This window comes from Shewanella litorisediminis (assembly GCF_016834455.1).
Lineage (GTDB): Bacteria > Pseudomonadota > Gammaproteobacteria > Enterobacterales > Shewanellaceae > Shewanella > Shewanella litorisediminis.
Map to the genome: position 1 here is coordinate 2,627,434 of NZ_CP069213.1, position 26,779 is coordinate 2,654,212.

Genomic DNA, 26,779 nt, shown 5'->3' on the forward strand with positions numbered 1-26,779 from the left:
CCATTCACCATTCACCATTCAAAACATACCACTCTACCGTTTTACGCAGTCCCGATTCAAAGGTCTCCTGCGGTTTCCAGCCGAGCTCTTCGGTAATTTTGCTGGCATCAATGGCGTAGCGAACATCATGGCCGGGTCTGTCAGCCACGAAAGCGATAAGACTTTCGTAACGTTGAGAACTGGGGGATGAATGATGAGGATTGAGCTCCTGAGCGCGCTCATGCAGGGGCGCCAACTCGTCGAGGATCGCACAAATGCTTTTAACCACCTCGAGATTTTGACGCTCGCAATTCCCGCCGATGTTATAAGTCTCGCCTACCCGCCCACGTGTTAATACGGCCAGCAGCGCCCTAGCGTGGTCTTCCACATAGAGCCAATCGCGGCTTTGGTTTCCTTGCCCATATACGGGTAACGCCTTACCCGCCAGCGCATTTTGAATAGTCAGCGGTATCAGTTTTTCCGGGTATTGAAATGGCCCGTAGTTGTTGGAGCAGTTGCTGACAACTATCGGCAAACCATAGGTTCGGTGCCATGCTCTAACCAGATGATCGCTTGAGGCCTTGGAGGCGGAATAAGGCGATGACGGGGCATAAGCGCTGCTTTCGGTAAAAGGTGCTGCTGCTTTTAACGCTGAATCATGAATGTTCAATGGTGAATTTGCACCACGAGCGTTCAATTCAGCATTCACAACCAAACATTCGGCATGAACTTGGTCAGCAAGGTCGCCAAATACCTCGTCGGTCGAGACATGATGAAATCGAAATGCGTTTTTACGCATATCGTCGAGCTGCAGCCAGTATTCACGGGCAACTTCCAATAAGGTGTAAGTACCCACTATGTTGGTTTGGATAAAGGCATCCGCACCGGATATAGAGCGGTCGACATGGGTTTCTGCAGCAAGGTGCATCACCACATCGGGCTGATGGCGAGCAAAAACCGCCCCAAGCGCCTGCCTGTCACAGATGTCCACACGCTCAAGCGCGTATCTGGCGCTTTCGGCCGCCTCAGTGACCGAATCCAGATTTGCCGCATAAGTCAGCTTGTCGACATTCACCACGCTGTGTTCAGTGTGACTGATTAAATGTCTGATTACCGCCGAACCGATAAAGCCGCAGCCACCTGTGATAAGAATCTTCATGGACAACCTCAATAAAGCAGAGCGGGCTTCGCCCTTCTAGAAAAACAGAGCGCTTCGCTTCCAGAGCGTCGCTGCGCGGCTGCTGGGTTCTAAGAAAACCGAACGTTCGCAAGCTTACTACCGAACGCTGCACTACGGCGAACGCTCGATAACAGCTCCTGCGTTATTCTACCTCCTGCGTCCATGCAGTCGTGCGCTACGGAAAAAGACGAGCGCTTCGCTGCTAGAAAAAACGGAACGCTTCGCTTACAGAAAACCGAACATTCGCAGACTCACTACCGAACGCTGCGCTACTAGAAAGCAGAAAAAACAGCGCTTCACTTCCAGCATCTCGAAGCCCGCTCCGCGGGCGCTCTGTGGCTGCGCAGCAGCGTTCTGTAGCCGCTTGCGGCGTTCCGTAGGCCAAAGGCCGTTCTGTAAGCTCGCCTCGCGAGCGTTCCAGCAGAAGCGTTGACGCTGCGCCCTTAAGCCACACCAAGAACTTTGCCCAGAATACAAAAAAGCCAGCAAGTTTACCTTGCTGGCTTTAAGTGTGGCAAATAAGTCTGAGGCTTAGGCTGGAAATACGGCCCTTACTGCACCCGCAATCAGTTCAGCATATTGATTGGCCTTCACAGCGTCTTTGGCTTCAACCATTACACGGATGAGGGGCTCGGTACCTGATTTACGAAGCAGTACGCGCCCATCTGTGCCAAGAGCCGTTTCGGCCGTTGCAACCGCATCGGATACCGACGGATGCGACAAGGCAACGGCTGCATCGCCATTCAATCGCACATTGATAAGCACCTGGGGGAACATCACAAGTTCGGTAATAGCATCAACAAGGCCTGAACCAGATTCAAGCAACGCCCTCAGCACCTGCAGCGAAGCGACTATCGCATCCCCGGTTGTGGTGAAATCGAGCATCAGTAGATGGCCGGAGTTTTCACCGCCCAAGCGCCATCCCGTTTCTTTAAGCAGCTCGACAACGTATCTATCACCCACTTTGGCGCGCTTGAAAGGGATACCAAGATTACCAAGAGCCTGTTCAAACCCAAGGTTTGACATCAGGGTGCCAATAACCCCGGACACCTTCTCACCTCTTTGCTGGGCGGATTTGGCCAGCAAATACAATAACGCATCGCCGTCAACGACCTGACCTTTACTGTCTACCATCATCAAACGGTCTGCATCGCCATCCAGCGCAATCCCCAAATCCGCTTCGTGGATCATCACCGCGGTTTGCAGGCTATCCATGTGCGTGGCGCCGCAATGCTCGTTAATGTTAATACCATCGGGCTTATCATTAATACTGATGACCTCAGCACCAAGCTCACGATACACATTCTTGGCAATGTGGTAAGCCGCGCCATGGGCACTGTCTACCACAATTTTCAAACCGTTTAACGAGAGCGTGTTGGGAAAGGTGCCCTTACAAAATTCGATATAACGGCCTGCTGCATCATTAATCCGGCGAACTTTGCCAAGCTTGTCAGACGCGACACAAGCCATTGCACCTTCTTCAATGGCTGAAACCAGCAGACGCTCGATTTCGAGCTCTTGCTCATCGGTAAGCTTGGTACCAGTGTTTGAAAAAAACTTAATACCGTTATCGTAATAAGGGTTGTGTGAAGCGCTGATAACCACACCGGCATCGGCCCTGAAGGTGGACGTGAGATAGGCAATTGCAGGTGTTGGCAAAGGCCCGGTTAAGGCCACATTGACACCGGCCGCACAAAAGCCCGCTTCCATCGCAGATTCAAGCATATAACCACTCAGGCGGGTATCCTTGCCAATTATCACCTCTTTGGTGCCGGAGGCCGCCATCACAGTACCCGCAGCCCACCCCAATTTAAGCGTAAAATCAGGGGTTATCGGAAACTCGCCCACCTTTCCACGAACACCATCGGTACCAAAGTACTTCCGTGACATATCCAACTCCCAGAAAGATAAAGGCCGGGCTAGCCCGGCCTGAATTTAACGTTTAACACTTATTTTTGCGTAGCTAAATCATACGGCTAGCAAACGCTTTATGCTGGCTTTAAATTCATGCCCAAGATTAGCATCTCTTAAACCATACTCTACGAATGCGGTCATATAACCCAGTTTATCACCACAGTCATGCGAACTACCTGACATATGAAAGGCTTCAACAGCCTCGTTTGCAATCAGCATGTCAATTGCGTCTGTGAGCTGAATTTCGCCGCCTGCGCCAGATGGCGTTTTTGCAAGCAAGGGCCAGATATTGGCTGACAGCACATATCTGCCGACAACAGCAAGATTAGATGGCGCATCTTCAAGTGCGGGTTTTTCAACCATGCGGCTGATACGGGTTGACTCACCGGCGCAAAGCCCTATTCCATCACAGTCGGCTATGCCGTATTTATTCACTTCAACCTCAGGAACCGGCGTAACCATAATCTGGCTTACACCAGAAGCTTCAAAACGAGCACGCATCGCCGCTAGGTTATCTTGCGTTTGGTCAGCACTGTATTCATCTAAAATGACATCGGGTAAAACCACCGAGAATGGATTATCACCAACGATAGGTTTGGCGCACAATATTGCGTGTCCCAGGCCTTTAGCTTCACCTTGGCGAACATGCATGATGGTCATGCCCTTGGGGCATATACTCTTCACGACATCCAACAGCTGACGCTTAACCCGTTTCTCGAGTTGCGCCTCGAGTTCATAAGAAGTATCAAAGTGGTTCTCGATTGAGTTTTTACTGGCATGAGTGACCAAAACCACTTCCTTAAAACCCGCCTTGGCGCACTCGTTTACAATGTACTGAATAAGTGGCTTATCTACCAAAGGCAACATTTCTTTAGGGATAGCTTTTGTCGCTGGCAGCATACGAGTGCCAAGGCCTGCGACTGGAATGACCACCTTCATTTAATCACTTCCAAACAAATCACGGGTATAGACCTTGTCTGCGACATCTTGGATTTCATCTACCATTCTATTGGATACGATAACATCGCACGTATCTTTAAACTCTTGCAGATCACGAATTACCTGAGAATGGAAGAACTCGTTGTCCTTGAGTACTGGTTCGTAAACTACGACTTCGACTCCTTTGGCCTTAATCCGCTTCATAACACCCTGAATACTGGACGCACGGAAGTTGTCAGAACCCGCTTTCATGATCAGGCGGTAGATACCGACACGCTTAGGGTTGCGTTTCAAAATGGAGTCGGCAATAAAGTCTTTACGTGTTGTATTGGCGTCCACAATAGAGGCTATAATATTGTTGGGCACATCAGCATAGTTTGCACGCAGCTGTTTGGTATCTTTCGGCAAGCAATAACCGCCATAGCCAAAAGATGGATTATTATAATGGTTACCAATACGAGGATCCAAGCCGACGCCCTCAATAATCTGCCGCGCATCTAAACCGTGAGTTTCCGCATACGTATCCAGCTCATTGAAATAAGCTACCCGAAGCGCAAGATAGGTATTTGAAAACAATTTAACAGCTTCGGCCTCAGTGGAATCTGTAAAAAGAACCGGAATATCTTTCTTAACTGCACCTTGAATCAACAAACTTGCAAAATTTTTTGCTCGCTCACTACTCTCACCGACAATAATCCGTGATGGATGAAGATTATCATAGAGTGCCTTTCCCTCTCTCAAAAACTCTGGCGAAAATACGATATTATCGGTACTGAATTGTTCCCTTACACGTTTGGTATACCCAACGGGAACTGTTGACTTTATTACCATCAGAGCATCTGGATTTAATTCAACAACATCTTTAATAACTGCTTCTACCGATTTAGTATTGAAATAGTTAGTTTGAGGATCATAATCAGTTGGCGTGGCTATAATAACGAAATCGGCACCTTGATAGGCGTCAAACTTATTCAATGTGGCACGAAAACTCAGGTTTCTATTCGCGAGAAAATCGGATATTTCATCATCGACTATCGGTGAAACACGTTTGTTAAGCATCTCAACTTTTTCTTCAACTATATCCAGAGCTACCACTGCATTATGTTGAGCGAGAAGCATAGAGTTAGACAGGCCTACATAACCTGTACCAGCAACAGCAATTTTATACACTGAAATCCCTTAACGACTTATGTTTACAATGTTACTAGCATCTTCAACTACAACTGAAGATTTTCTCCGATTCAACCAAACCAAGTCACAGATGCCATCAGTTGGGTTAAAACCTGTGGGAGCTTTGAGCAACAAGTCCCTGATTGTCTCGTGTTCAAACGCGTGACACGCCATATCGAGCTTATCGAGCACTGGCTTGAGCTCTTCCCAAGTTAAGAACACCTCATGGGCTGTCATAATCCGTTCGTGGCCTGTGCCTTCAACGTTATCGCCAATCAGCAGTTCTTCATACAGCTTCTCCCCGGGGCGCAGACCACTGAATTGGATTTCAATGTCTCCATCAGGATTATGCTCGTCTTTGACCTCAAAGCCGGAAAGCCGAATCATCTTACGGGCAAGGTCGACAATCTTCACAGACTGCCCCATATCAAGCACAAACACGTCTCCCCCTTTACCCATGGCCCCGGCCTGAATAACCAACTGTGATGCTTCGGGAATAGTCATAAAGAAGCGGGTAATCTCAGGGTGGGTAACGGTAACTGGCCCCCCGTTGGCAATTTGCTTGCGAAACAAAGGCACAACAGAGCCACTGGAGCCCAGCACATTACCAAAGCGCACCATACAAAAACGGGTGCCGGAATTCAGTTTCGATAACGCCTGCAGCACCAACTCTGCCATCCGCTTGGTAGTCCCCATAACGTTGGTAGGGCGCACCGCTTTATCGGTTGAGATGAGCACAAAGGTTTCAACACCGGTCGCAATTGCCGCTTGAGCTGTATAAAGGGTTCCAAACACGTTATTGCGAACCCCTTCGACCACATTGTGCTCTACCAAGGGGACATGCTTATAGGCAGCAGCATGGTAAACCGTTTGTACTTTAAAGGCCTCCATCACCGCCTGAACACGGTTTTGTCGCTGTACCGACCCCATCATTGGATATATATCAACCGTAAGCCCAAGATCGGTTTTTATGGCCTGCAGTTCCCTTTCGATGGAGTAAAGACCAAACTCAGAGAGCTCAAACAACACCAATTTACTGGGAGCAAGGCGGATAATTTGTCGACAAAGTTCCGAGCCGATCGAGCCACCCGCACCTGTCACCATCACGGCTTTACCCGTGATGTTTGCTGCCATCAAATCGCCCCTTGGAGCTACAGCATCACGTCCAAGTAAATCTTCGATTTCGACCTCTTTAACATCGCTGAACAGCTTATTACCGCTGACCAAATCTGCCATCGCTGGCAGTGTCATGACCTTGACTGACAGGGGCTCGAGGGTTTGCAAAATTTGCTGTCTGCGTGCCCGGCTTGCACTTGGCATAGCCAACAGTACTCTTGACGCCTTCTGCTGCTTAATCAACTTTTTAATGATTGAAGGAGAATGAACATGTAAACCTTGGATCACAGTGCCATGCAAGGTGTCATCATCATCGACAAACGCAAAAGGGTGGTACTCATGGCTTTGGGCAAGCGCCAGCGCAGTTTGCCTGCCACTGACACCAGCACCATAAATGATGACAGGCTCGCCACGACGGTTAATGCCATTACCAACCATGGAACGCATCAACGCACGGGCTCCACCTACAAATACCAAGGCGAAAGCGGCATATATAAAGGGGACGGTACGAGGGAGATCAACTGACAGAAAATACGCAAAACTCACCATGGCTAGCGTGCTTGCTATCACGCCAAGCACTATAGCCGTCATGGCCTGAGTACCGAGATACCTAAGCACAGCACGATACAGCCCCAGCTTAACAAACGCAGCAATACTTACCGGGCAAACCAGTGCAATGAGTATCCAAAATCGACTGTTAAGCACCACCTCGACAGAATCCAGCCTTACGAACAACGCAAACCAGAACGACAAAACTAAAAAAACAGAGTCTACTGCCACACTGACTATGCGTTTATGCGGCCGTTTAAGCGAAAATAAAAACTGGAAAAAGTCCATTTTTCTACCTTCCTTTGAACAAAAAGAGCGAATTAACCAAGCCCAGTGCCTTTACAGGGTTAAGCATGTCGATGGTGCAAGGGTGACCCAATCAGCGACTGATTCTCCGTAACTCAAGGCTGCTCCCGGGCGTAACCAAGCTCCGACCCCTAATAGGGATGTACCGGCCATTACTGCTCCTACGCCAAGATGGCTATAGTCACCCATTGCAGTATCATGGTCTGCCACAGCATTAGGATTTAGTATGCACCCAATACCTATTGTTGCGAATGCACCTACAACTGCACCAGCCATTACCAATGCACCTCGGCCGACTTTCGCCAACGGACTAACAAATGCTTTGGGGTGGAAAATGTTAACCAAGTTAACCCCGCTAGTTAGTAAGCTCTCAATTTTGTCTTTCCTGATACGATTATTACCGATAGCAACTACAACGCCATCGTATTGCGAAGAGAAACTGGCAAAACTGTCTATTCTTCCGATCACTTTAAACTGAACAGGCCCCGTATGTGACGGGTAGCTATCGTCTAAAAAATCAATAACCTGCCAATCTCCAGACATCATTGCGGCCTCATAAACCGCTCTACCGAAACTACCAGCGCCAATAATAAGCAAAGATGAACCTGCCACAAGACGACCTCAATTGACATTAATTAACTCATATTCCAAAATCTGTAATTGTCCATCATAGAAATCAATGGTTCTATCTGAAAGACGAGATTTAGATATAACTGCCTTCCAAACGACCACTTTTATACCATCAACGAAATAGAATGCACCTGGATACGGCCGCGTGAGAGCTCTTACCATCCTTTCTGCGTCAAAAACTGAACCTTTTAAATCAATTAAGCCATCTTCAGGCTTACGCCCTGGCCATTCAGTAGCTAACGACTCGTCTTGCTCTTTTAATACTAAATCGTCTGACATCAATGATGGAATTACCTTCTTGATCAGACTAATATGAGCAGCATCAACTTTTTGATATAAAAAGTTAGCATCAACTTGATTGTCGAGTGCAATTTCAATTTGATCAACCACTGGACCGGTGTCTACTCCGGAATCCAATTTAAATAAGGTAACACCCGTCTTAGATAAACCTTTAAGAATGGCCCAAGGAATAGCAGCGCGGCCACGGCCAGTGGGTAGTAGCGTTGGGTGCATGCCGAGAACGCCCCGCTTTGGCGCTTCTAGAAGTTCCTGCGAGGCAATTTGAGACCAGCCAATGATAAAAAGCCAGTCTAATTCGGCATCTTTGATTGCTTGAACCACTTCGGGATTATTTACATGGGATGCCTTTAGCAAAGGTATACCCTTTGAGTTACAGAAGGAGTCCAAATATATCCTACCAGACTTTGATTTAGCTTGATTATCTAACAACGATATAGCCAAATCCAATTTACCACCAACCTCATATATAGCCTTCATACAAGAGTAGCCGAGTTGTACACAAGTTACAAAACCAACTTTAATCATAAATAAACCTTAGTTAATAGACAGGCGGGGGCTTAAGCAAATAAGTAAATGTACGAAGGATTATTTTAACATCAGTTAAAAACGAGACCTTTCTAGCATATTCAGCATCAAAAGAAGCTTTCTGCTCAACAGTCATACCGTCAAACGCGCTAACTTGAGCTAACCCTGTCAAACCTGGCCTACACACTATTGCGCCACTCTGCTTTCTAAGCTCTACCAATTGCCGCTGAGATACAATCGGTGGACGTGGACCAACAATACTCATATCACCTTTTAAAACATTAAATAACTGTGGCAATTCGTCTAGATTAGTCCGCCTAATAAGCCTGCCAACCCAAGTAATGTTTATTAAGCCCAATTTATCAGAGGGAATATCACCCGTGTTAACCGGCATGCTTCTAAATTTATAAAAATCGAATTCTTTCGCATGCCGACCAATCCGCTTTTGTTTAAAAATAACTGGACCCGGGTCAAAGAGCTTAATTAAAACGCCGACTGCAATCAGTAAAGGAAGCAAAATAACTGTTGCAAAAAAAACAATAAGCAAGTCAAAAAGGCGCTTAATTATCTTTGAGTACATTTTAAATCAAACTCCTTGTTTAAATACAAGCTGAAAAGCCTCAGCATACTTAAGACCTGCCTGTCCTCCTCGATAAGCAGCCAAGCCTGTTACTACTTCATCACTACGTGGGTGTGGAAACGGACGCATTACATTTCTATAGTGATGCAAGGCTGCTAGCTTCTTATCCAGCTCAGAAGTAATCTCAACGAAAGTTGTAGGTTTAAATCCATCACCAACGGCGGGAAAAGCCCAATCAGTTGATGACAAAATCTCCATGAAATACAAGGCCTCAAGAGCTGGTAAGTCGTTTCTACGTTGAAACAACCTAGACGCGGCCAAACATGCATTAGACACTTGTGTATGGTCGTTATTTAAATCACTTGGATGATGAGTAAAAATTCTGTTTGGCCGAAATTTCTTTATCTGCTCTTCAATAAACTGCACAAGTTCGACATGAGGCACAGTGTTCATGCTAATATTCGGGAAATCGCCTAAAACAGGTTTAGAAAAACCAACCGAAGAATTAGCCTTTAGCATATCAGAATGAAGCTCTTCGTCGGTCGGTCGCAAAGTGCGTGCATCGACGCTGCCGCATAAAATAATAGGCTGGACAACTTCACCTTTGGCAGCCAACTTTGCACCTGTGGCACCAAATCCCAAAATTTCGTCATCCGGGTGAGCAACTACAATTAAATTAACGAACATAATTAATCACTTATTCTTTCTAATATGCAATCCAAAATGCTTTATAGCTTTTGAACCGTCAACTTGCAAATTACCATACAGTTTTTCTCTAATGCTCTTAAAAAAAGGAAGTAAAAGAACAATATTCATTAGAGGGTTAAAAACATCAATAAGACAGCAATTACTTTCCACTTTAGATTTTATTAAATGGCAAAGATCTTTGGTGGAGTAAGGTTCACTATCTGCTATAAAATAAATGCCACTGGTATGGTGCGATTTTGAGTCAACGAGTTGAGTTATGACTTCAATCAAGTCGTTAACATTTGTTAAGCTTCTTTTATTCCGAGAAGAAAAAGTGGGGAATATTGGGAGTTTTTCAATAGCATTTGTTAACGATTGAATATTTGCCTTTGCGCCATCCCCATAAATCAGACAGGGCCTTAGAATAAAATATTTAATCCCAGATTCCACACACATGGATTCGACTATTTTTTCCGCAGACAATTTTGAATGTCCATAATAATCTTGAGGATTAGGATTTGACTCTTCAGTAAAGACATCTCCTACCGCGCTTTGGTTCCCCATCACTTTAACACTACTAATATAGATAAATTTCTGAATTTTACTCTGTATGGCGGCCTCAAGTAATCGCTTTGTTCCATGGAAGTTCGTCACTAAGAAATCTTGTTTCGCCTCAAAACTATCGTTATCTACTTTGTGAGCTCGCGCAGCGCAATGAATAATACAATCAACGCCATCCAAAGCATGAAACCAATCAGTTTGGCCATCTATATTGCCGACTGAAACACAATTTTTTAAGTGAGTATTGTCATTTCTTACTGCTGCTATGTACTTAATTCCTTTTTTATTAAAATGATAAAGCAATCTGCTACCCAAAAAACCGTTTGCTCCAGTAACTAAATTCATAATTAACCTTGAGATATTCCGTTAACCTTACGTAACCTTAACCTATAACAATCCTAACGACTAAATAATTAAACAAAGGAATATTATCAATTTAATTATTCATCTTATTTGCTCAATGCCTGCATTGGTTAGAATTTATGCTAAATTGTAAAATGACATTAGAACAGTTAACCTGATGCTGTTTTAAAAAGCTAATCTAACATTTTATACAATCCATCAGCAAAAAAAAAGTCTACTTTAGAGTATGGGTTAAAGTCGCTAACTAACACCCTGTCTATAAGATTTTCAAAATTAGAGCTATAAGCACACCCAACTAAACCAAAATTGTTTTTATCAATATAATTAGCCAATTCTTTTTGATGTTTATCATACCTTTCCAGATTAGGGACGACAATAATTCGCTTCTTCTTTTCTAAAAAATCATAAACACTACCTGCACCGGCATGAGTGACTATGACATCTGCTTTATTTACATAATCTTCGAAGCAATCTAAATAGGGAAATATATTACTTTCCTTGCCAATATATTTTGATTGATGTGAAACTTGGTAAATTACATCAGTATATTTCCCTATAGATGATTCTACCTGCTCAACAAGTAGGTCAAAGCTTGTTGTACCAACCGTGATTAAAATTTGAGTCATCTATAACCTACCTACAAAAATACCATTTGGCAAAAACATCCTAAGCTCTTCGTTTTGATACAAAATAGTACAACCAAATAACTTTAGAATTCTCGTTGTAATAGTTATATTCTCAAACTTAGACCAAGTTTCTAAATGAATAAATTTTTTAACACTAAAAATGGATGCTAGATAAACTAACAACGAAACACCTGGCCCTGTAGATATTATATAATTAACATTATATTTCTTGACAAATCTTCTAATTATAAAAATATTTTTAATTATTTGCGGTAAGGTTTGTATTTTCCCATTAGCTTTATCTCTAGACTCACCCACTTCCAAATGTGCAAGAGAAAATTCTGGATGGGATCCAACATCTGTTACAGTATAGAATCTGAGGTCAGAATACCTAGGGCACAAAATATTATAAAGCCTAAAGGCCTGCGCTCTATGCCCTCCATTACCGTAGCAGAGTAGAATATTTTTCATGTTTAGCACCTTGAATTGGCAAGATAGAATAAACTAGTACAAGTGTCATAATGGGATTGCTTAAGTAAAATACATTTGAATTTGATACTGAAGCTGCAAGGAGCGATATTAAAATAACAAACTGAAAGTTTGATATCTTTTCCACAACGATTAGTGAGTACGCAAAGAAACCAAATGTAACAACAAAACCCAACCTTATTAGCATAAAGAGATAACCATTATGGGGATTATTAGTATCTTCACTAGACCAATGTATTGGAACATAAGCGTTAGAGAAATTTCCGAAAAACAAATCCTGTATACTAAAATTTGAAAATACATTAAAAATTTGTTCGTTCCAAATGTAATTTCTTCCGTTAGTTGCTAATAATAAAAACTGGTAAATAATTTCGCTGTGTATCGAAAAATAAAACATTGCTAACATTACAGCATAAATTCCTAGAACAGTAGTTCTTCGAGCATGCAATTTAATGAAGTACTTTATTAGCAAGTAACCAATAACAGTTAGCAAAATCAAAAAAGGGGTTGTTGTACCACAAAAGTAAACAACCAAGAAAAAAACTATAAAATGAAATATTTTTTGCTGCAGCGAATATGTATCACTCATAAGAGCCGCCAAAAAAAACACCGTACAAAAAGTATCTATATTTGCAGGGCTACCTTCTACTCCATGAAAAGCTCTATCCAAGAAAAAGCCATCGAATGAAAAAGCTCTGTAATGAGACTTAAATAGAATAAAAGAAACTATAGAAACTAAGAGGTAAAAATAAAAAGCATTTTTTAGCAGGTCAATTATATCTTGTTTTTCTGGCTTAATCTTTCTTATGAACGAAAACATAACAGCCCAAAGCAATAAATAAAAAAATGGAAATAGAGCACCTACCGATATAGTCGCTGAAAAATACCCCCCTATTCCTAAAGAAAGTGCAAAAATTGAAAATATTATATCTTTAACGTTCACAGTATTAAATATAACTATTCCACTTAGAGAAATGAAAAATAATAAACTAACAACTATATAGTTAAAGCCAGGCACATTCAGAGGTACATCTAGAAATGCTAGAAAAACATATATAAAAAAAGAAACATATATGCCAGATTTAATATAAGCACTAGGAGACATTATATACAACCATCAGCTCTCAATATTTTCTTTATACTATTAGATGGTGAAATAACATTACCATCGTCTATTTGGTAACAATTATACAAATAACTAGCCTCTTGAACAGATTCTTTTAAAGAAGCAAAGTCTAAATCGTCCCATGATTGAAATACTCTAATAATTTTATCGCGCTGAAAACCATAATAATCATAATATTCAGATGATATTGTAAAGCATTTCATTCCGGAAAGAGAGGCCTCTAAAAATATAGATGACATTCCTGCATAGCAATAAGCATACTTTCCCAAAACGTGCCCCAAGTCTGAATGAGTTTCATTTGTTATATTCGATTGAGCCATTAGAACGCTATAGTTTGATGAACGGCTGTCAGAAGGATGAAATCTAATACCGATTTCACCTTTAAACTTATTAATACACTCATTCACTACTCTAAATATCTCTTCCTCGGTGTCGGTTTTATTGAAACAAATTAACAGACCAGTCCTTTTCGTAATATTCACATTTTCATTATGAAAATAAAAATCCTCAAATCGTAAGCAACCTACTTTATAAACCTTACATTTGGGTGAAACCTTATAAACAGATTCAGCATACTTGCCATCCAAAAAAGCGTAGTCAAAATTAAGAGAAGGAAAATACTCAGACACATTTGCGTGTTGTACATAAGCTACTTTTATTTTTTTAGATTGAGCTACAAGTAAAGCACAACGTTGCCAGACAGAGTGATCGTTAGCTAAGATGATTAGATTTGTATTCCGACTGTTCATTACGTAACTATAAAATGTATACAAACCGTAACTGAAGATATATCTATCTGCTCGACAAATTAACATCTTTCTTTTGAAGGCATTTCTTTCAGTGACCAACTTAAAAAAATATACAGGTACAAATATTAGTGATACCAGATACGGATAAGCTTCGAAAGAGTTATTTCTGAGTGAGTTTGAATAAGTTCCAAACTCAACCAATTCTCCTATATTTTTAAGCTTACTCAAAGCCCTCAGCTGATTCTTAGTACCACTAAGAATTATAACCTTTTCTTTAAAGGTGCTGATTGAAAACTTTAGATATAGCACAGAGGTAATTATGTGATAGAAATATCTAGCGACGCCCTCAAAAAATCCATATTTGCCAGATTTAGTTAACCTAACTTGATTGATATCCTCAGAAGATATGTCCCAGTTTAAATCAAATATATCTATAAAACAGGCATCTCTAAGCACTTTAAATATTGATAACATTTTTTAGCTGTTCCGCTATCTTATCGCAAAATCCGTCAATATCTACATGTAAAGACTTGAATCTTCCAAATGAACTCTCTAAATCGGCAAGCACTAACGATATCAAAATTTTTGCATCTGATATTGGAGCCTGCTTAAAGTTGTGTTTACTCCTGTAACAAAGTAGGTCGCTAATAAAATCATGATGCAGGTTACTTAAAAGCCTTTGATAATTAGGTACAGATATTTTGATGGGTATAGTTAGACCATAATCACAGCCGCGACCGTCTTGCTCGAGTAAATAAGAGATTTTCCTTCGCTTCAGCATAGAAACATGTGCGTGGACTCGGAATCCAATGTGCATATCAGCGTTATCGTAAATCTCTAATCCAAACTCTTTATTTTTATAAATTGACTCACACTTTAGTCCGAAATTAGTGCAAAGTTTAGATATTAAGGGATTTTTCCCATGAAGAGCCACTGTTAGGTTTGCATCCGGAAAGTTCGACTTCAATTGAGATACTAACTCAATAAATGAGTTTTTATATGCAACTGCACGGTGAGGATCTGAAATTACAATTTCCTTAATTGAGCCTGGCTGTTCAAACGGTTTATTTCGGTGAGGTTTTGAATAGAATGCTACATCGCCGGTGTGCACTATATTATTAAGCCCAAGGTCTTTTAAAAACTTATAACTTAGTGCGCCTCTAACACCGAAAGCTTTGACCTTATTGTCTAGCTTCTTTAATACTTCGATTGAATTTTTTGAAAGATATCCGTCTAAATCACTGGTTCCAGAAACATCGAGCGATGTACCTGCGGAAATAATTGACATTGGGATATCCATATCTATCAACCTCTGGATATAAGGATATTCTTTAGTTGCAAAATCTGGTCTGATTGCTAAGCACGCAAAAATTATATGATCGGAATGCTTCAGCTCTGATGAAACTTCCTCAAATTTGTCCTCTCTCCAAAATGTCACTATTTCTGCGAGTGGATAAATCTCCTTTATCATCGCAATGAGTGAGTCAGTAATTAACTGATCACCAATATTTTGAGAACCGAAGTGGGGATACGTAGTTATTACAGCGATTTTTTTCAAAATATTACACCTTAAAAACCATATTCCATGGCATCTTTACTAATTTAGTAGATATAACAACGGCTGAAATAGTTCGTATGATGGCAGCCAACATGGATGAGTACACTATCGCAACTAATCCATACTGCTCAACATAAATGACACTTAAAACAGCCGCTCCGACTCCTGTAATTATTGACACTACAGATAATAACCAAAGCTTCTTTGAATACACAATATAATTAACAAAGGCCAAATAAATCCCATTAATCAATTGTGTTACTATTGAGTATTTAACAATCTCAGCAGCGTAGTGATAGCTGCTATCTGTGAATAACAATATCAATTTAGAAGAAATATAAGAGAATGGTACACTACAAAGTATCAACAATATAACAAGTACTAAAGTCCCTCTCGCAAAAAGTAATTTTTCCGTATAATCATCATCTCTCAGTGCACGAAATAGCCTTGGGTTTAATGCTTTGTTTATTCCATCAAAAATAATGTTTAGCACTAATGATATTTGAATTGATAACATCAAAATACCAACAGCCTCTGTCCCAAGATATTTGTTTGCAATAAACCTATCTACAAATGAAATTATGTAGACCCCGAGTAAATGAGGTAAAATACCAACCGATTGCAATAGTATGTCTTTAACGGTTGAAAACGAATACTTGCCTAAATTCAAGCAATTATATCTTCGTAAAAGAAAAATTGAAAAAATACAGACAGGAACAATTGTAAATATATAAGAGTAAATTCTTGAACGAAGATCCTGATATAAAAGGTAATAGAAAGCGAAAAATGTCAATATAAACATAAATGATAATATAAGTTGTATCGACACATATTTTTTTGCCTCTTCTTTAACCTGCAGCTGCCCCAATAATATTTTAATTGGATAATATAAAGTGGCAGCAATAAGTGACAACCATATCAAGCGTTCTTGAATTTCAATGAAATTTGCAATCCTTGCACCATATAGATATATCATGAACAACACTAATAAAACACTGACTATATAAATCAACCATGAATTATAGAAGTAATTTACAATTCCTTTCTCGGTTAAATTCTTGTTGTAATTAAACCTCAATAAAGGTCCGTTCATGGAAAGGCCGACAACAATACTTAACAGGCCCACTATAACTTGAAACATTGTTATCAATCCGTATGTTTCAGGATCGAAAACATTCGTCATAAATGGTATTAATATAAACGGAACTAAGGCTACTACTAAGTTTCCTACGGAATAAAGAGCAACATTAGTTCTTAGCCCCATTTATTTGCCAGCCTTATAATTTATTTAAAAATATTTATAATATATAATAGAAATTAAACCAAAAATTTTAATATTACTTATTTTAAAACTTCTAGCACTCAAATAAAATGTTTTTGATGTAGGGGCGTTCCAGCAGTGAGATCTTGAGTCGATTTAGTCCCTAACACTTTATAATAATACTTAGGATTTATCCCAAATCCTGGTCGAATACTGCGAATATTCTCTGGAGTAAATTCTTCACCTTTAGCTATATCTTTTACAACGTAAAGCGAACGACGAAACTTAACATTACCTTTTTCAGCTTCGGTTCGTTCGTAATTGACTTTGCCTAACGCTGACCATGCGATTTTTGTATCTTTACATAAAGCGCAAAGCTCTTGAGGTTCTAATGAGAAGCTATCATCAACACCTCCACCATTACGATCCATAGTTACATGCTTTTCGATCAGACAAGCCCCCAACGCCACTGATGTTATCGCCGTCGCGTTGTCTATTGTGTGATCCGAAAGCCCTGCAAGAACATTAAAACGCTCAGCAATATCTGCAATTGTTCTGAGATTATATTGTTCGGCAGGCGCTGGGTAACCACTCACACAGTGAAGTACCACGAGTTCCTGACAACCATTCTCTTTCGCTGTCTTGATAGCCTCTGCAATCTCCACTTCGTTTGCCATGCCTGTTGACATAATCATTGGCTTGCCCGTCTGTGCTACTCGCTTAATCAAGGGCAAGTCTATCAACTCGAAAGAAGCGATTTTATACGCTGGCGCATCCAGTTCTTCTAAAAGGTCAACCGCTGTGAAATCAAACGGAGAGCTAAATATGGTTATGCCTAGCTGTTTGGCTTTCTCAAAGAGCGGCTTATGCCACTCCCAAGGCATATGCGCTCCCTTATAAAGTTCGTACAGGGTCTGACCATCCCATAAGCCTCCATGAATTTGGAAGTCCTCAGAGTCACAATCCATAGTGATTGTTTCGTGGGTATAAGTTTGTAATTTGATCGCATCAGCCCCCGCCTTTTTTGCTTCTTCCATAATTTGGAAAGCACGGTTGATATCACCATTATGATTAGCGGAAAGTTCTGCAATAATATAGGGAGGATAATCCGGACCGATTTTGCGGCCGTCAATGGTTATAAATGGCGTCATTTTTGCCTCAATCAATGGGTTGACGGATATAAGTTTCTTCATCGACTTGTTGGTAGTCGGCTTTTTGGAACAGTCGTTGTGATGCAATGTTGGCTTTCAAAACAGTGGCATGAAGTGTCACATCGGGATGGATTGCATCAATTGCTCGTAGCACTTTGTACGCTATTCCTTTCCCATAATTCTGCGGATCAACAAAAATGGAGACAAGATAGTGTCCTGGGCGCATTCTATCTAAACGAACGGCACCCACTTTTTGGCCTTCATTAGCTCGCTCGACAACCATATAGTAGTAGTCTGTAACTGAGCGTAATTTTCTCGACATCCAGGCATGATGTTCATCCCACGTTGGTATATTTGGCGTTAATGCATGTTTTCTGGTTTCTGGATGGCACTGCCATTCATAAATCAATGCAACATCTTCTGGTAACGCCCGCACCAAACTTATCCCTTCTTTCTCTTCTCCTAATAACTGTTCGATTTCAAACACGACTCGACGAGCACCCCGTCCATCACAAAGCACCAAATTGGTGTCTTTGATCTGTGACCATTGCTTTAGCAGCTTCTGGTACTCATCGACTAAACGCTTAGGGATAACATCGATATCGACTTGCAAGGCCGCATGGCGCTTGACGAGCTGCTGGCAGATTAGCTGTTGATTTTCAGCTAAGGGAACAACAATGCTGGGTAAGCCAAGACAAGCACGCTCCCAACTGGTGGTGCCTGGCGCACCAATCGCCACATCATGAGCCAACATTAAGCTGGCCATATCTTCGACAAATTCTTGATGCGTGACCTGCGAGTGCAAAGCACACCACGCTTTCACTTTATGAAAGTGAGGTGCTCGCGGGGATAAGAGCACAGTAATTTCAGCGTCTATTTGTGGATGACACAATGACTCAAGCACTTTTAAGGTGGCATTGGGGGCGTCAATTCCGCCCATCGAAACCAGTACTTTAGGACGGCCTTCTGACAACGCTCGGCCGAGTGCGGCCTCACGCTGACACGAGAAACCTCGCTGCAACAAGGCATACTCACTACCAACCAGCACGCGTGTTTTTGACTCGGCATAAGCGGCTTGCTCACGTCCCAGCGTTTGATCCAATATCAGATCCGCTCGATGGTGCCTTGCTAAATCGTCAATGGCAAGCAAGCGACAACCGAGCGATGCTTTGACCCGTTTCTGCCAAGGTTCTCCAATCGCATAGTGATCGGTAATGACCAGATCTGCCGCGGACACGGCCCTTAAGAAATCATTGGCATCGTCATCCACGCTCTTTTGCAGCCACGCCTCATAGTCGGCATCATGCGCAGGCTTCATCACTTCTCGAGGCTCGGGAAGAGCCAAAACGTCAAATCCTCGCTCCAGGATAAACGAACGCATATCTCCGGTGAGTGGCGTGCAAGCGAACAGGATTTCATGCCCTTTGCGGCGTAACTCATTAGCAAGTACCAGACAACGCATCACATGCCCACTGCCGATCAATAAAGACGCATCGACTCGGAAAACAACCTTCATGACTTACCCTAACTTTTTGATTTAGCGAGTTTAAAGGCAGTAAATAAGGATTCGGCGACCTCCCAGTCCTCAAGCGTATCGATGTCTTGAACACGCTTTCTAGGAAGAAGCACGATTCGAGAGTGAGGTGAAAAAACAGAACGTTTTTTCACAAAGGCATCGGTCTGTCCCCAATAAAACTGCCCTGCATCATGATAGGCTTCCTCAAGATCTTGTGATCTTACTTGCTCATTTTCTGGTGCAAACATCGAAACGCCACCGTCTTGACCCAGTTTGATTGCGCGCTGAATGGGGAATGGGAACGATGTTGCACTAAAGACAAATTGCACTCCTGTCTCTTGCAATAGAGCATAGCCTTGCTGCAAATCTTCAGGTCGCACGAACGGCGCCGTTGCGTATAAACAACAGACCGCTTCAATATCCCAACCTTCATTCTGACACCAATGAATCGCATGAGCCATAACGTCCATCGTCGTCGCATAGTCGTCAGAAATGTCTGTCGGCCGTAAAAAAGGCACCTCAGCCCCATGGGCCTGAGCGACCTGGGCAATTTCAGCGGCATCGGTTGAAACGATCACTTTATCAAAACAGCCAGAGGCCAAGGCGGCTTCAATGGAATAAGCGATCATCGGCTTACCATGAAACGCCTTGATATTTTTCCTTGGTATGCGTTTGCTACCACCTCGTGCTGGAATAATCGCGATTTTCATTAGCGTCTCTGTAATACGTCGGTGAGAATTTGAACCACGGTATTTTGTTGCTCAAGTGTCATACCATGAAACATGGGAAGTGACATCGCTTCTTGATAGTAGCGTTCAGATTCCGGGAAATCTCCTACACTAAAGCCCATCTTGACGTAATAGGGCTGCGTATGAACCGGAATATAGTGCAGGTTCACACCGATCCCTCGCTCACGCAGCGCATCAAATACCTGCTTGTGACTTAATCCGATCTCCTCTAAGCACAAACGAATCACATAGAGATGTAAGCCAGAATACGTTTCCGGTAGTTGGTACGGTAGCACAATAGGCAAATCAGCCAATAGTTCATTGTAACGTTGTGCAATCTGATGTCGGGCAGTGACAAAATCTTCCAACCTCCGCATTTGACTCACGCCCAACGCGGCTTGAAGCTCTGTCATTCGGTAGTTGTAACCCAAAGCGATCTGCTGATAATACCAACCACCATGGCTTTCACCTTCCATCTGCATTGGATCGCGGGTAATGCCATGACTGCGCAGTAGCGCCAACTTGTCTGCAAGGTCTGGGTGATTAGTCAAAGCAGCCCCACCCTCGGCAGTCGTGACTATTTTCACCGGGTGGAAACTGAATACGGTAATGTCTGAATAGCCACAATTGCCAATCGGCTGACCACGATACTTGCCTCCAATGGCATGCGAGGCATCTTCAACCACGTGAAATCCGTACTCCTTCGCCAACTTACCAATGGCTTGCATGTCGCAGGGCTGACCACACAGATGAACGGGCACCACGATTTTCGGCAGCATGCCCTTCGCTTTGGCCTTGATGAGTTTTTCTTCGAGCTTGCGGGGACATAGGTTATACGTTGTGGGGTCGATATCGACAAAGTCCACCTTTGCGCCACAATACAAGGCACAATTTGCCGACGCTACGAACGTAATGGGTGACGTCCACAACCAATCCCCTTCACCCAGTCCCAGTGCTAAACAGGCCATGTGCAGCGCCGAGGTCGCACTATTGACGGCAAAGGCGAACTTCGCTCCAGTATGCTCAGTTAATGTTTTTTCAAACGCAGGAACTTGAGGTCCTTGGGTGAGGAAATCAGATTTCAATACCTCAACGACACTATCAATATCTTGCTGACTGATGTCTTGCTTTCCGTAAGGGATCACTGCGTATCTCACACTGCAAAGTTTGGATCAACGTGCTCTTTGATGAGCTCGCGTAAACTTTCAATACTTTCCCATTCAGAATTGGTACCCGAGTTGTATTTAAATCCAAACGGTACTTTTTCAGCTTTATGGTGTTTTAGATATTCTGCTTCGGTATAAGTAAAAGAGACAGAAGGCAGAATTGCGTAATACTTACCGAGGTCGATAGTATTAAGAGAGTCTGTGTCGGTGATCATCTCTTCGTGCAGTTTTTCACCAGGGCGGATTCCTACAATCTCAGTTTTGCACTCAGGTGCAATGGCTTTTGCGATATCTAAGATTTTGTACGAAGGGATTTTCGGTACAAAAATTTCACCTCCAAGATGGTGCTCAAGCGCATACATTACCATGTTTACGCCATCCTGTAATGAAATATTAAAACGCGTCATATCTTCGTGAGTTATCGGTAACACGCCTTCTATGCGTTTTTTCAAAAAGAAAGGAATAACTGAACCACGTGACCCCATTACGTTGCCGTAGCGTACAACACTGAATCGGATGTCTTTTGAACCCTTAATATTATTTGCAGCTGTAAACAGCTTATCAGACGCGAGCTTCGTCGCTCCATATAGATTAATGGGAGCGCATGCTTTATCAGTAGATAATGCTACTACATTTTTTACCCCGCACTGAAGTGCAGCATGAATCACATTTTCGGCCCCATCAATATTTGTACGAATACACTCGGTCGGATTGTATTCTGCAGTATCCACTTGTTTGATAGCAGCTGCGTGAATAATTACATCAACACCTTCGCAAGCTTGAATCATTCGCCCTTTGTCTCTAACATCTCCGATGAAGAATCTAAGCTGAGGAAATTCATTAGCTGGATACTTCTGCCTAAGCTCAAACTGCTTGAGCTCATCACGAGAAAAAATTATTATTTTTTTTACTTTTGGGAAACGTTCTAGAATTGTTTTAATAAATTGTTTACCAAAAGAACCCGTTCCACCTGTGATCAATACTGATTTATAATTAAGCATTTTTTCCTCAATTTTAAACGTAACATTTCAGACAACACTTTATACGATTTAATATATAAATTTACGGCTTGAAAAATTATTTTCAGTTTTTTAACACTTACGTATTACCGCCTCTTTTCAATATATTTTCCTGTTTCCCAATGCAACGCGCGTAAAGACTATTGCCATCGACAACATGAACCCAAGAAACGTTCCCAAAATACATATCAAAGCTCGCCTAGGTTTAAACTTATCCTCAGGAACTACAGCAGGATCTATTGTTTTAAACACATATTCATCACGAACTTCAGCAAACATTGTAGTTTTTGCTTGCTCTTCAATCAATTTATACAAAATCACACGAATATCTGAAACATTTGTAAGTTCAATCTGCTTGTTCAAAAATTCTGTACTCCGCATTGCTTCGGCAACATCACGTTCTTTCATTACCCGATTAATATCAAGTATCAACCAATCTACCCACTGCTTTGCAATAAATGGCGATTGATGCTCTACCTCTATAGTGACCATACCGCTTTCTTTGTCCGCGCTCACTGAGAATATTTTCATAAACTCTTTATGCGCTTCTTGCACTGACGGTTCTGGCTTTAATGGAGCCTTAACCTCACGAACCCAGCTTTTGGTTTCTGTATCAAAAAGCTCGGGTTCAAAACTTAAGCGGTTGTCAGAAATGTACCATTTATCCACGGCCATGAGTTCCGGCATTATTTGGTGTTTTTCAATAAACTCACCGACAAATTGACGTGATTTAAGGACCTCTATGGCCAACTGGGTTTTATCAATTCCACCCTTCCCCCCCAAATTGATCCCCGCCATGCTCGCTAGCCCACCAAACTGGGATGCCAGTGCAGCGAGGCCGCCGCTGCTAGCCTCGCTGCTCGCCGGCGCCAGCAAGGCTTCTGCCTTGTAAATATTGGGTTGATTAATGGCAAAAATCACCGAGCCAATGGCAAATAGGGCGGTAATAGCGATGATGAGCCATTTACCTTGCCAGATAACAGAGAAGAGCTCGCGCAAATCGATTTCGTCTTCCCGCGTAGTTTGCGGGAATTGTGCATCGACTTGCAGATCTTTTGTATTTTGAGTTATTTGAGTATTCATATTATTAGGTTTTAGGTACTAGGTACTAGGCCCTAGGAAAGCTTAAAGATTTCTAAAGAAGGTTCTAGGTTAGATGTTGTAATCAACAGAACCTTCTCTAACACTGCCTTTGCGTATTTTAATAAGAGCCGCGATCATTGCTGAGATTTCTTTTGCCTCTCTAATTAGCAAGCCTCCTTGCTGTTTTTCGATTAGTCCAATCTCAACTGCAATATAGATCTGTGTAACGAGCTCACCAGCAGATCCCTTTGCAAAGTACAGAAACCTTGCTGACTCAGCTTGAGATTCTCTCTCTTCACCTTCTGCTATATTAGACGGTATCGAGACAGCGGCTCGAGTCATTTGATCCTTTAGCCCATAATCTCGACTGTCTTTTAATGCTTTATAAACATCACAAGCAAGTCGGGAAGCGCGTTTCCAAACATCCAATTGTTCAAAGCGCATCTGCGGACTCCTTAAGTTCCAAGTTCTAGGTTCCGGAAACCCGCTTTGCGGGTGTCCAAGCAGTTGCGAAGCAACGTCCTAGATCCTAGGGCCTAGCATCCCGCTAGAGCGGGCGTCCAAGAAGCAGCGGCTTTCGCTGCGTCCTGGCAGTTGCGAAGCAACGTTCTAGATTCCTGGGCCTGCCAACTCGAGAAGCGAGTTACAGCCCGCTGATTGTTGCCACTGCTACGGCGGTGTTGTAGATGATCTGTGTTACCTGGCTCCACAATGTCAGGTTGTCTTTGTACTCGGTATCCAGCGGCACAACGATGGTGTCGCCGGGCTGCATCTCTTCGTCACTGCTGAACCAATAAGAGCTGCCGGGCATGGCGACTGAGCCATCGGCGCGCAGAATGTAAGCGCGGTCGTCATCTGCGCGTTTCCGCGGGCCACCGGCAAGCTCCAAATACTGGTCGAAGGTAAAGCCCCTTTTGTATCTGTGGGTGCTGGGGTGTTGTACCTGCCCCATTACGGATACGGTTTGGTTCTGCGCAGGGATGTACAGGGCATCGCCGTCTTCAAGCTTGAGGTCGGCTTCTTCTATGCCAAGCTGAATGGCATTGATGTCCACCACCAAACGGCCCAGCACCTGCACATTTTCAAGCTCTTTAAGCATGTTTTGGGCATCGGCATAGCCTACCGTGGGGGTATCCTTGGTGAGCGCCTTGGCTGCGATTTCACGGCGCAGTTCGTCGGATAACTTTAACAACTCGGTTTTTTCTTTAAGCTTTACCGATTCGCGCAAGAACACAGCGCTGCGGGGTGCGGCATCTTTGCTGAGCCCACCTGCACGGCTAAGCACGTGCTTAAGGGTTTCACCACGTTGAATACTATAGGTACCCGGGAAGCGTACTTCACCTTTGATGGTTACCCAACGGGTGTCTTGCCAGTCGGGCAAGTCCCGCACGGTCAACACATCACGGCTTTGCAGGGCGATATTAGCGGAAGGTATGTCTTGTAATACGTCCTGCAAACTCAGCTGTTGATGGCTTACGGTTACGCCATTTTGCTCGGAAATATTCTGGCGGGTGAGTTCAGCCGAAAGCGTATAAGCGCCTTCCTTCAAGCCACCAGCGGCCACAAGCAAATCTTTAATGGTGGCGCCTTCCGTAATCGGGTACTTACCGGGGAAACGCACACTGCCGTTAATATCGGCCAGTTTTATCGCATCACCAAAACGGCTTTGCTGACGCAGTTGGGTAATAACAGGCTCGAGTAGTGTGGCTCTGTCGGCATAATCAAATACCATCAGGGTGTCGCGAGGCTGCAGGGCAATGTTGGCGCGGTCATCACCGCTGATGGCTTTGCCCACAGAAACCTGAATCACCTTTACATCACCGCGCTGGTTAATCTCACGTACCAGCAGGCCGTAATCCAGATCCGCATTCAGGGTCAGATCCCCCCAGATTGACGGCAACATATCGCGAATTCGCATGCCATTGCGATACTGGTATTTACCCGGGCGAACGACCGCCCCCACCAGGGTTACCGCATTATCGATACGGGTAGAGGTTGATTTTACTCTAACCAGATCTCCTGCTTTGGCCTTAACACTGAGGCCAGATGCCTGAGTTAAATCCACATTAATAACGGTTTTTACATCTTTGCTGAAACGTTCAATGGTACTGGCTTCAGGATAGGCGCCCGGTTTGGCACCGCTTGCCATCTTAAGCACATCCGCCATGGTGTCATCAGCTTTGATCTCATATATAGCTGGGCGGCGAACTTCACCCGTTACACTCACCAGCCCACCAACAGACGGAATAAACACCACGTCGCCGGATTGCAGGCGCAAATCTTTTGAGGCGTCACCTGCCAGCAGCAAGTCGTATAAATCGAAGGTGCCTACGGTACGGCCAGCACGCTTGAGCTGAATATTACGCAGTGAGCCAATCTCGTTGATGCCGCCGGAAACAAACAGTGCCTGCGTGATGGTAGACAGACTGGATACGGTATATGAGCCTGGGCGATAGGCATCACCCGCCACAAAAATACGAATGGAACGCAGCTCTCCCATGGTGATGTTGGCCTGAATGCCAATCATGGATTGTGCGATTTTGTCTGTGAGGAAGCTTTTGGCTTCAGAGAAGCTCATCCCCACCAAGGAGATAGGGCCAAGACCCGGGAACTGCACTCCACCATCACGGCCAACCGTGAGGCTGAAGTTTTTGTTTTCTTTACCGTATAACTGCACGTTAAGTACATCGCCCGGCCCCATCATGTACTCGGCGGGTACGGGTACGTCCGACACAGGGGCAAAAGTTGATGGCTCACCTGCGAACATGTCGTAACCAAAGCGCTTGAGCTGCTTTTCAAGGTCTTCCTCACGGGCAACGACTTCAGACTCGGTTTTAGTCGCCTGATTGATAGCGTCTGACTCACTTTGGTCAACTACTACGTTTTCTTTGGTTTCGCGAGGCGCAACAACCTCTGGGTTGGTTACCGAGGCCTGAGTCGGCGTTGTACCCAGTAAACTCGGGTCGATACCATACTGACGGGCAATGCGTTCCTGCTCTGCTTTTGGCAGATTCTTGAACTGTTCAATCATTTGCGGCGACGGCGTAATAGCTGCAACAGGGCCCCCAACCAAAACCAGTGCTCCCACACCGGCAATCAAAAATCGTTTTAGTTGTTGTAACACCAGATGTCTCCGTGAAAGGTGATTGAATGTAAAACAAAGCTGATCGTCGCTGCGCGACTGCAAGTGACCAGAAGAGCCGAACGTTCGCAAGCTCACTTACAGAACGCTGCGCTTACAGAAAACAGAGAGGGCTTAAAAGCAGAGCGCTTCGCTTCTAGGGTCTAGGGTCTAGAAGCAGCGTGTCCGCTGCGCTCTAGAGACACGAAGTGTCGTTCCAGAAGCCCGCTTTGCGGGCGCCCTAACAGCAGCGCTTATTGCTGCGCTCTTCGCCACTAAGTGGCGCTCAGGCACGCTACCGCCCATGGATTTTGGCTTCCAACGTGCCCCTCGATTAACGAGATCCATATTTTTCAGTAAGTTACTTAAAACGCTGCCTCTGTTCGT

General features: G+C 43.5%; 24 protein-coding genes. All 24 read right to left on the bottom strand.

Going from position 1 to position 26,779, the window contains the following annotated elements:
• Window positions 1–4: 4 nt before the first annotated feature.
• Entirely contained in the window at window positions 5–1,138 is a 1,134-nt protein-coding gene (locus JQC75_RS11530) for a dTDP-glucose 4,6-dehydratase (protein WP_203324239.1), read from the bottom strand.
• 552 nt (window positions 1,139–1,690) lie between these two features.
• Window positions 1,691–3,049 (bottom strand): phosphoglucosamine mutase, encoded by a 1,359-nt coding sequence (gene glmM, locus JQC75_RS11535; RefSeq protein WP_203324240.1) that lies wholly within the window; start codon window positions 3,047–3,049, stop codon window positions 1,691–1,693.
• Window positions 3,050–3,127: 78 nt separating this feature from the next.
• Window positions 3,128–4,012 (bottom strand): UTP--glucose-1-phosphate uridylyltransferase GalU, encoded by an 885-nt coding sequence (gene galU, locus JQC75_RS11540; RefSeq protein WP_203324241.1) that lies wholly within the window; start codon window positions 4,010–4,012, stop codon window positions 3,128–3,130.
• Window positions 4,013–5,131, bottom strand: a complete 1,119-nt coding sequence (locus JQC75_RS11545; RefSeq protein ID WP_203327207.1) for a nucleotide sugar dehydrogenase — start codon at window positions 5,129–5,131, stop codon at window positions 4,013–4,015.
• 60 nt (window positions 5,132–5,191) lie between these two features.
• On the bottom strand, window positions 5,192–7,135 hold the full coding sequence (locus JQC75_RS11550; RefSeq protein ID WP_203324242.1) for a polysaccharide biosynthesis protein: 1,944 nt from the start codon (window positions 7,133–7,135) through the stop codon (window positions 5,192–5,194).
• Between the two features lie 51 nt (window positions 7,136–7,186).
• Window positions 7,187–7,765, bottom strand: a complete 579-nt coding sequence (locus tag JQC75_RS11555) for a PglD-related sugar-binding protein (RefSeq protein WP_203324243.1) — start codon at window positions 7,763–7,765, stop codon at window positions 7,187–7,189.
• Window positions 7,766–7,774: 9 nt separating this feature from the next.
• A complete protein-coding gene (locus JQC75_RS11560; RefSeq protein WP_203324244.1) occupies window positions 7,775–8,608 on the bottom strand; it encodes a formyltransferase family protein in 834 nt (277 codons plus the stop codon).
• A gap of 13 nt (window positions 8,609–8,621) precedes the next feature.
• Window positions 8,622–9,188 (bottom strand): sugar transferase, encoded by a 567-nt coding sequence (locus JQC75_RS11565; RefSeq protein ID WP_203324245.1) that lies wholly within the window; start codon window positions 9,186–9,188, stop codon window positions 8,622–8,624.
• A gap of 6 nt (window positions 9,189–9,194) precedes the next feature.
• A complete protein-coding gene (locus JQC75_RS11570) occupies window positions 9,195–9,875 on the bottom strand; it encodes a PIG-L deacetylase family protein (RefSeq protein WP_203324246.1) in 681 nt (226 codons plus the stop codon).
• A gap of 6 nt (window positions 9,876–9,881) precedes the next feature.
• Window positions 9,882–10,781, bottom strand: coding sequence for an NAD-dependent epimerase/dehydratase family protein (locus tag JQC75_RS11575; protein ID WP_203324247.1), 900 nt, complete (start codon window positions 10,779–10,781; stop codon window positions 9,882–9,884).
• Between the two features lie 191 nt (window positions 10,782–10,972).
• Window positions 10,973–11,425, bottom strand: a complete 453-nt coding sequence (gene pssE, locus JQC75_RS11580) for a PssE/Cps14G family polysaccharide biosynthesis glycosyltransferase (protein WP_203324248.1) — start codon at window positions 11,423–11,425, stop codon at window positions 10,973–10,975.
• A complete protein-coding gene (gene pssD / locus JQC75_RS11585) occupies window positions 11,426–11,896 on the bottom strand; it encodes a PssD/Cps14F family polysaccharide biosynthesis glycosyltransferase (protein ID WP_203324249.1) in 471 nt (156 codons plus the stop codon).
• Window positions 11,868–13,019, bottom strand: coding sequence for a hypothetical protein (locus JQC75_RS11590; protein WP_203324250.1), 1,152 nt, complete (start codon window positions 13,017–13,019; stop codon window positions 11,868–11,870). The genes pssD and JQC75_RS11590 overlap by 29 nt, the downstream gene beginning before the upstream one ends.
• The gene (locus JQC75_RS11595; protein ID WP_203324251.1) at window positions 13,019–14,263 is read right to left on the bottom strand and encodes a hypothetical protein; all 1,245 of its coding nucleotides are present in this window, start codon (window positions 14,261–14,263) and stop codon (window positions 13,019–13,021) included. Before JQC75_RS11595 ends, JQC75_RS11590 begins: the two co-directional genes overlap by 1 nt.
• Window positions 14,247–15,347: a polysaccharide pyruvyl transferase family protein gene (locus JQC75_RS11600; protein WP_203324252.1), complete on the bottom strand. Its 1,101-nt coding sequence runs from the start codon at window positions 15,345–15,347 to the stop codon at window positions 14,247–14,249. The genes JQC75_RS11595 and JQC75_RS11600 overlap by 17 nt, the downstream gene beginning before the upstream one ends.
• Window positions 15,348–15,351: 4 nt before the next feature.
• Window positions 15,352–16,611 (bottom strand): lipopolysaccharide biosynthesis protein, encoded by a 1,260-nt coding sequence (locus tag JQC75_RS11605; protein WP_203324253.1) that lies wholly within the window; start codon window positions 16,609–16,611, stop codon window positions 15,352–15,354.
• 98 nt (window positions 16,612–16,709) lie between these two features.
• A complete protein-coding gene (gene pseI / locus JQC75_RS11610; RefSeq protein ID WP_203327208.1) occupies window positions 16,710–17,759 on the bottom strand; it encodes a pseudaminic acid synthase in 1,050 nt (349 codons plus the stop codon).
• A 7-nt stretch (window positions 17,760–17,766) separates the two neighbouring features.
• A complete protein-coding gene (gene pseG / locus JQC75_RS11615) occupies window positions 17,767–19,275 on the bottom strand; it encodes a UDP-2,4-diacetamido-2,4,6-trideoxy-beta-L-altropyranose hydrolase (protein WP_203324254.1) in 1,509 nt (502 codons plus the stop codon).
• A gap of 8 nt (window positions 19,276–19,283) precedes the next feature.
• Window positions 19,284–19,985 (bottom strand): pseudaminic acid cytidylyltransferase, encoded by a 702-nt coding sequence (pseF, locus tag JQC75_RS11620; RefSeq protein WP_203324255.1) that lies wholly within the window; start codon window positions 19,983–19,985, stop codon window positions 19,284–19,286.
• On the bottom strand, window positions 19,985–21,148 hold the full coding sequence (pseC, locus tag JQC75_RS11625; RefSeq protein WP_203324256.1) for a UDP-4-amino-4,6-dideoxy-N-acetyl-beta-L-altrosamine transaminase: 1,164 nt from the start codon (window positions 21,146–21,148) through the stop codon (window positions 19,985–19,987). The genes pseF and pseC overlap by 1 nt, the downstream gene beginning before the upstream one ends.
• An 8-nt stretch (window positions 21,149–21,156) precedes the next feature.
• Complete coding sequence (pseB, locus tag JQC75_RS11630) at window positions 21,157–22,170, bottom strand: UDP-N-acetylglucosamine 4,6-dehydratase (inverting) (protein ID WP_203324257.1); 1,014 nt, start codon at window positions 22,168–22,170, stop codon at window positions 21,157–21,159.
• A 117-nt stretch (window positions 22,171–22,287) separates the two neighbouring features.
• Window positions 22,288–23,271, bottom strand: a complete 984-nt coding sequence (locus JQC75_RS11635) for a Wzz/FepE/Etk N-terminal domain-containing protein (RefSeq protein WP_203324258.1) — start codon at window positions 23,269–23,271, stop codon at window positions 22,288–22,290.
• A gap of 69 nt (window positions 23,272–23,340) precedes the next feature.
• Window positions 23,341–23,715, bottom strand: a complete 375-nt coding sequence (locus JQC75_RS11640; protein WP_203324259.1) for a four helix bundle protein — start codon at window positions 23,713–23,715, stop codon at window positions 23,341–23,343.
• Window positions 23,716–23,914: 199 nt separating this feature from the next.
• A complete protein-coding gene (locus JQC75_RS11645) occupies window positions 23,915–26,395 on the bottom strand; it encodes an SLBB domain-containing protein (RefSeq protein WP_203324260.1) in 2,481 nt (826 codons plus the stop codon).
• Window positions 26,396–26,779 lie beyond the last annotated feature (384 nt).

Coding starts and splice junctions, on each gene's coding strand:
- JQC75_RS11565 (WP_203324245.1), bottom strand. CDS start 9,188: ATGTACTCAAAGATAATTAAGCGCCTTTTTGACTTGCTTATTGTTTTT.
- JQC75_RS11545 (WP_203327207.1), bottom strand. CDS start 5,131: ATGCTTCTCGCTCAACATAATGCAGTGGTAGCTCTGGATATAGTTGAA.
- JQC75_RS11550 (WP_203324242.1), bottom strand. CDS start 7,135: ATGGACTTTTTCCAGTTTTTATTTTCGCTTAAACGGCCGCATAAACGC.
- JQC75_RS11570 (WP_203324246.1), bottom strand. CDS start 9,875: ATGTTCGTTAATTTAATTGTAGTTGCTCACCCGGATGACGAAATTTTG.
- JQC75_RS11530 (WP_203324239.1), bottom strand. CDS start 1,138: ATGAAGATTCTTATCACAGGTGGCTGCGGCTTTATCGGTTCGGCGGTA.
- JQC75_RS11635 (WP_203324258.1), bottom strand. CDS start 23,271: ATGAATACTCAAATAACTCAAAATACAAAAGATCTGCAAGTCGATGCA.
- JQC75_RS11560 (WP_203324244.1), bottom strand. CDS start 8,608: ATGATTAAAGTTGGTTTTGTAACTTGTGTACAACTCGGCTACTCTTGT.
- JQC75_RS11590 (WP_203324250.1), bottom strand. CDS start 13,019: ATGTCTCCTAGTGCTTATATTAAATCTGGCATATATGTTTCTTTTTTT.
- pseB (WP_203324257.1), bottom strand. CDS start 22,170: ATGCTTAATTATAAATCAGTATTGATCACAGGTGGAACGGGTTCTTTT.
- pseF (WP_203324255.1), bottom strand. CDS start 19,985: ATGAAAATCGCGATTATTCCAGCACGAGGTGGTAGCAAACGCATACCA.
- glmM (WP_203324240.1), bottom strand. CDS start 3,049: ATGTCACGGAAGTACTTTGGTACCGATGGTGTTCGTGGAAAGGTGGGC.
- JQC75_RS11595 (WP_203324251.1), bottom strand. CDS start 14,263: ATGTTATCAATATTTAAAGTGCTTAGAGATGCCTGTTTTATAGATATA.
- JQC75_RS11575 (WP_203324247.1), bottom strand. CDS start 10,781: ATGAATTTAGTTACTGGAGCAAACGGTTTTTTGGGTAGCAGATTGCTT.
- pssE (WP_203324248.1), bottom strand. CDS start 11,425: ATGACTCAAATTTTAATCACGGTTGGTACAACAAGCTTTGACCTACTT.
- pssD (WP_203324249.1), bottom strand. CDS start 11,896: ATGAAAAATATTCTACTCTGCTACGGTAATGGAGGGCATAGAGCGCAG.
- pseI (WP_203327208.1), bottom strand. CDS start 17,759: ATGACGCCATTTATAACCATTGACGGCCGCAAAATCGGTCCGGATTAT.
- pseG (WP_203324254.1), bottom strand. CDS start 19,275: ATGAAGGTTGTTTTCCGAGTCGATGCGTCTTTATTGATCGGCAGTGGG.
- galU (WP_203324241.1), bottom strand. CDS start 4,012: ATGAAGGTGGTCATTCCAGTCGCAGGCCTTGGCACTCGTATGCTGCCA.
- JQC75_RS11640 (WP_203324259.1), bottom strand. CDS start 23,715: ATGCGCTTTGAACAATTGGATGTTTGGAAACGCGCTTCCCGACTTGCT.
- JQC75_RS11605 (WP_203324253.1), bottom strand. CDS start 16,611: ATGGGGCTAAGAACTAATGTTGCTCTTTATTCCGTAGGAAACTTAGTA.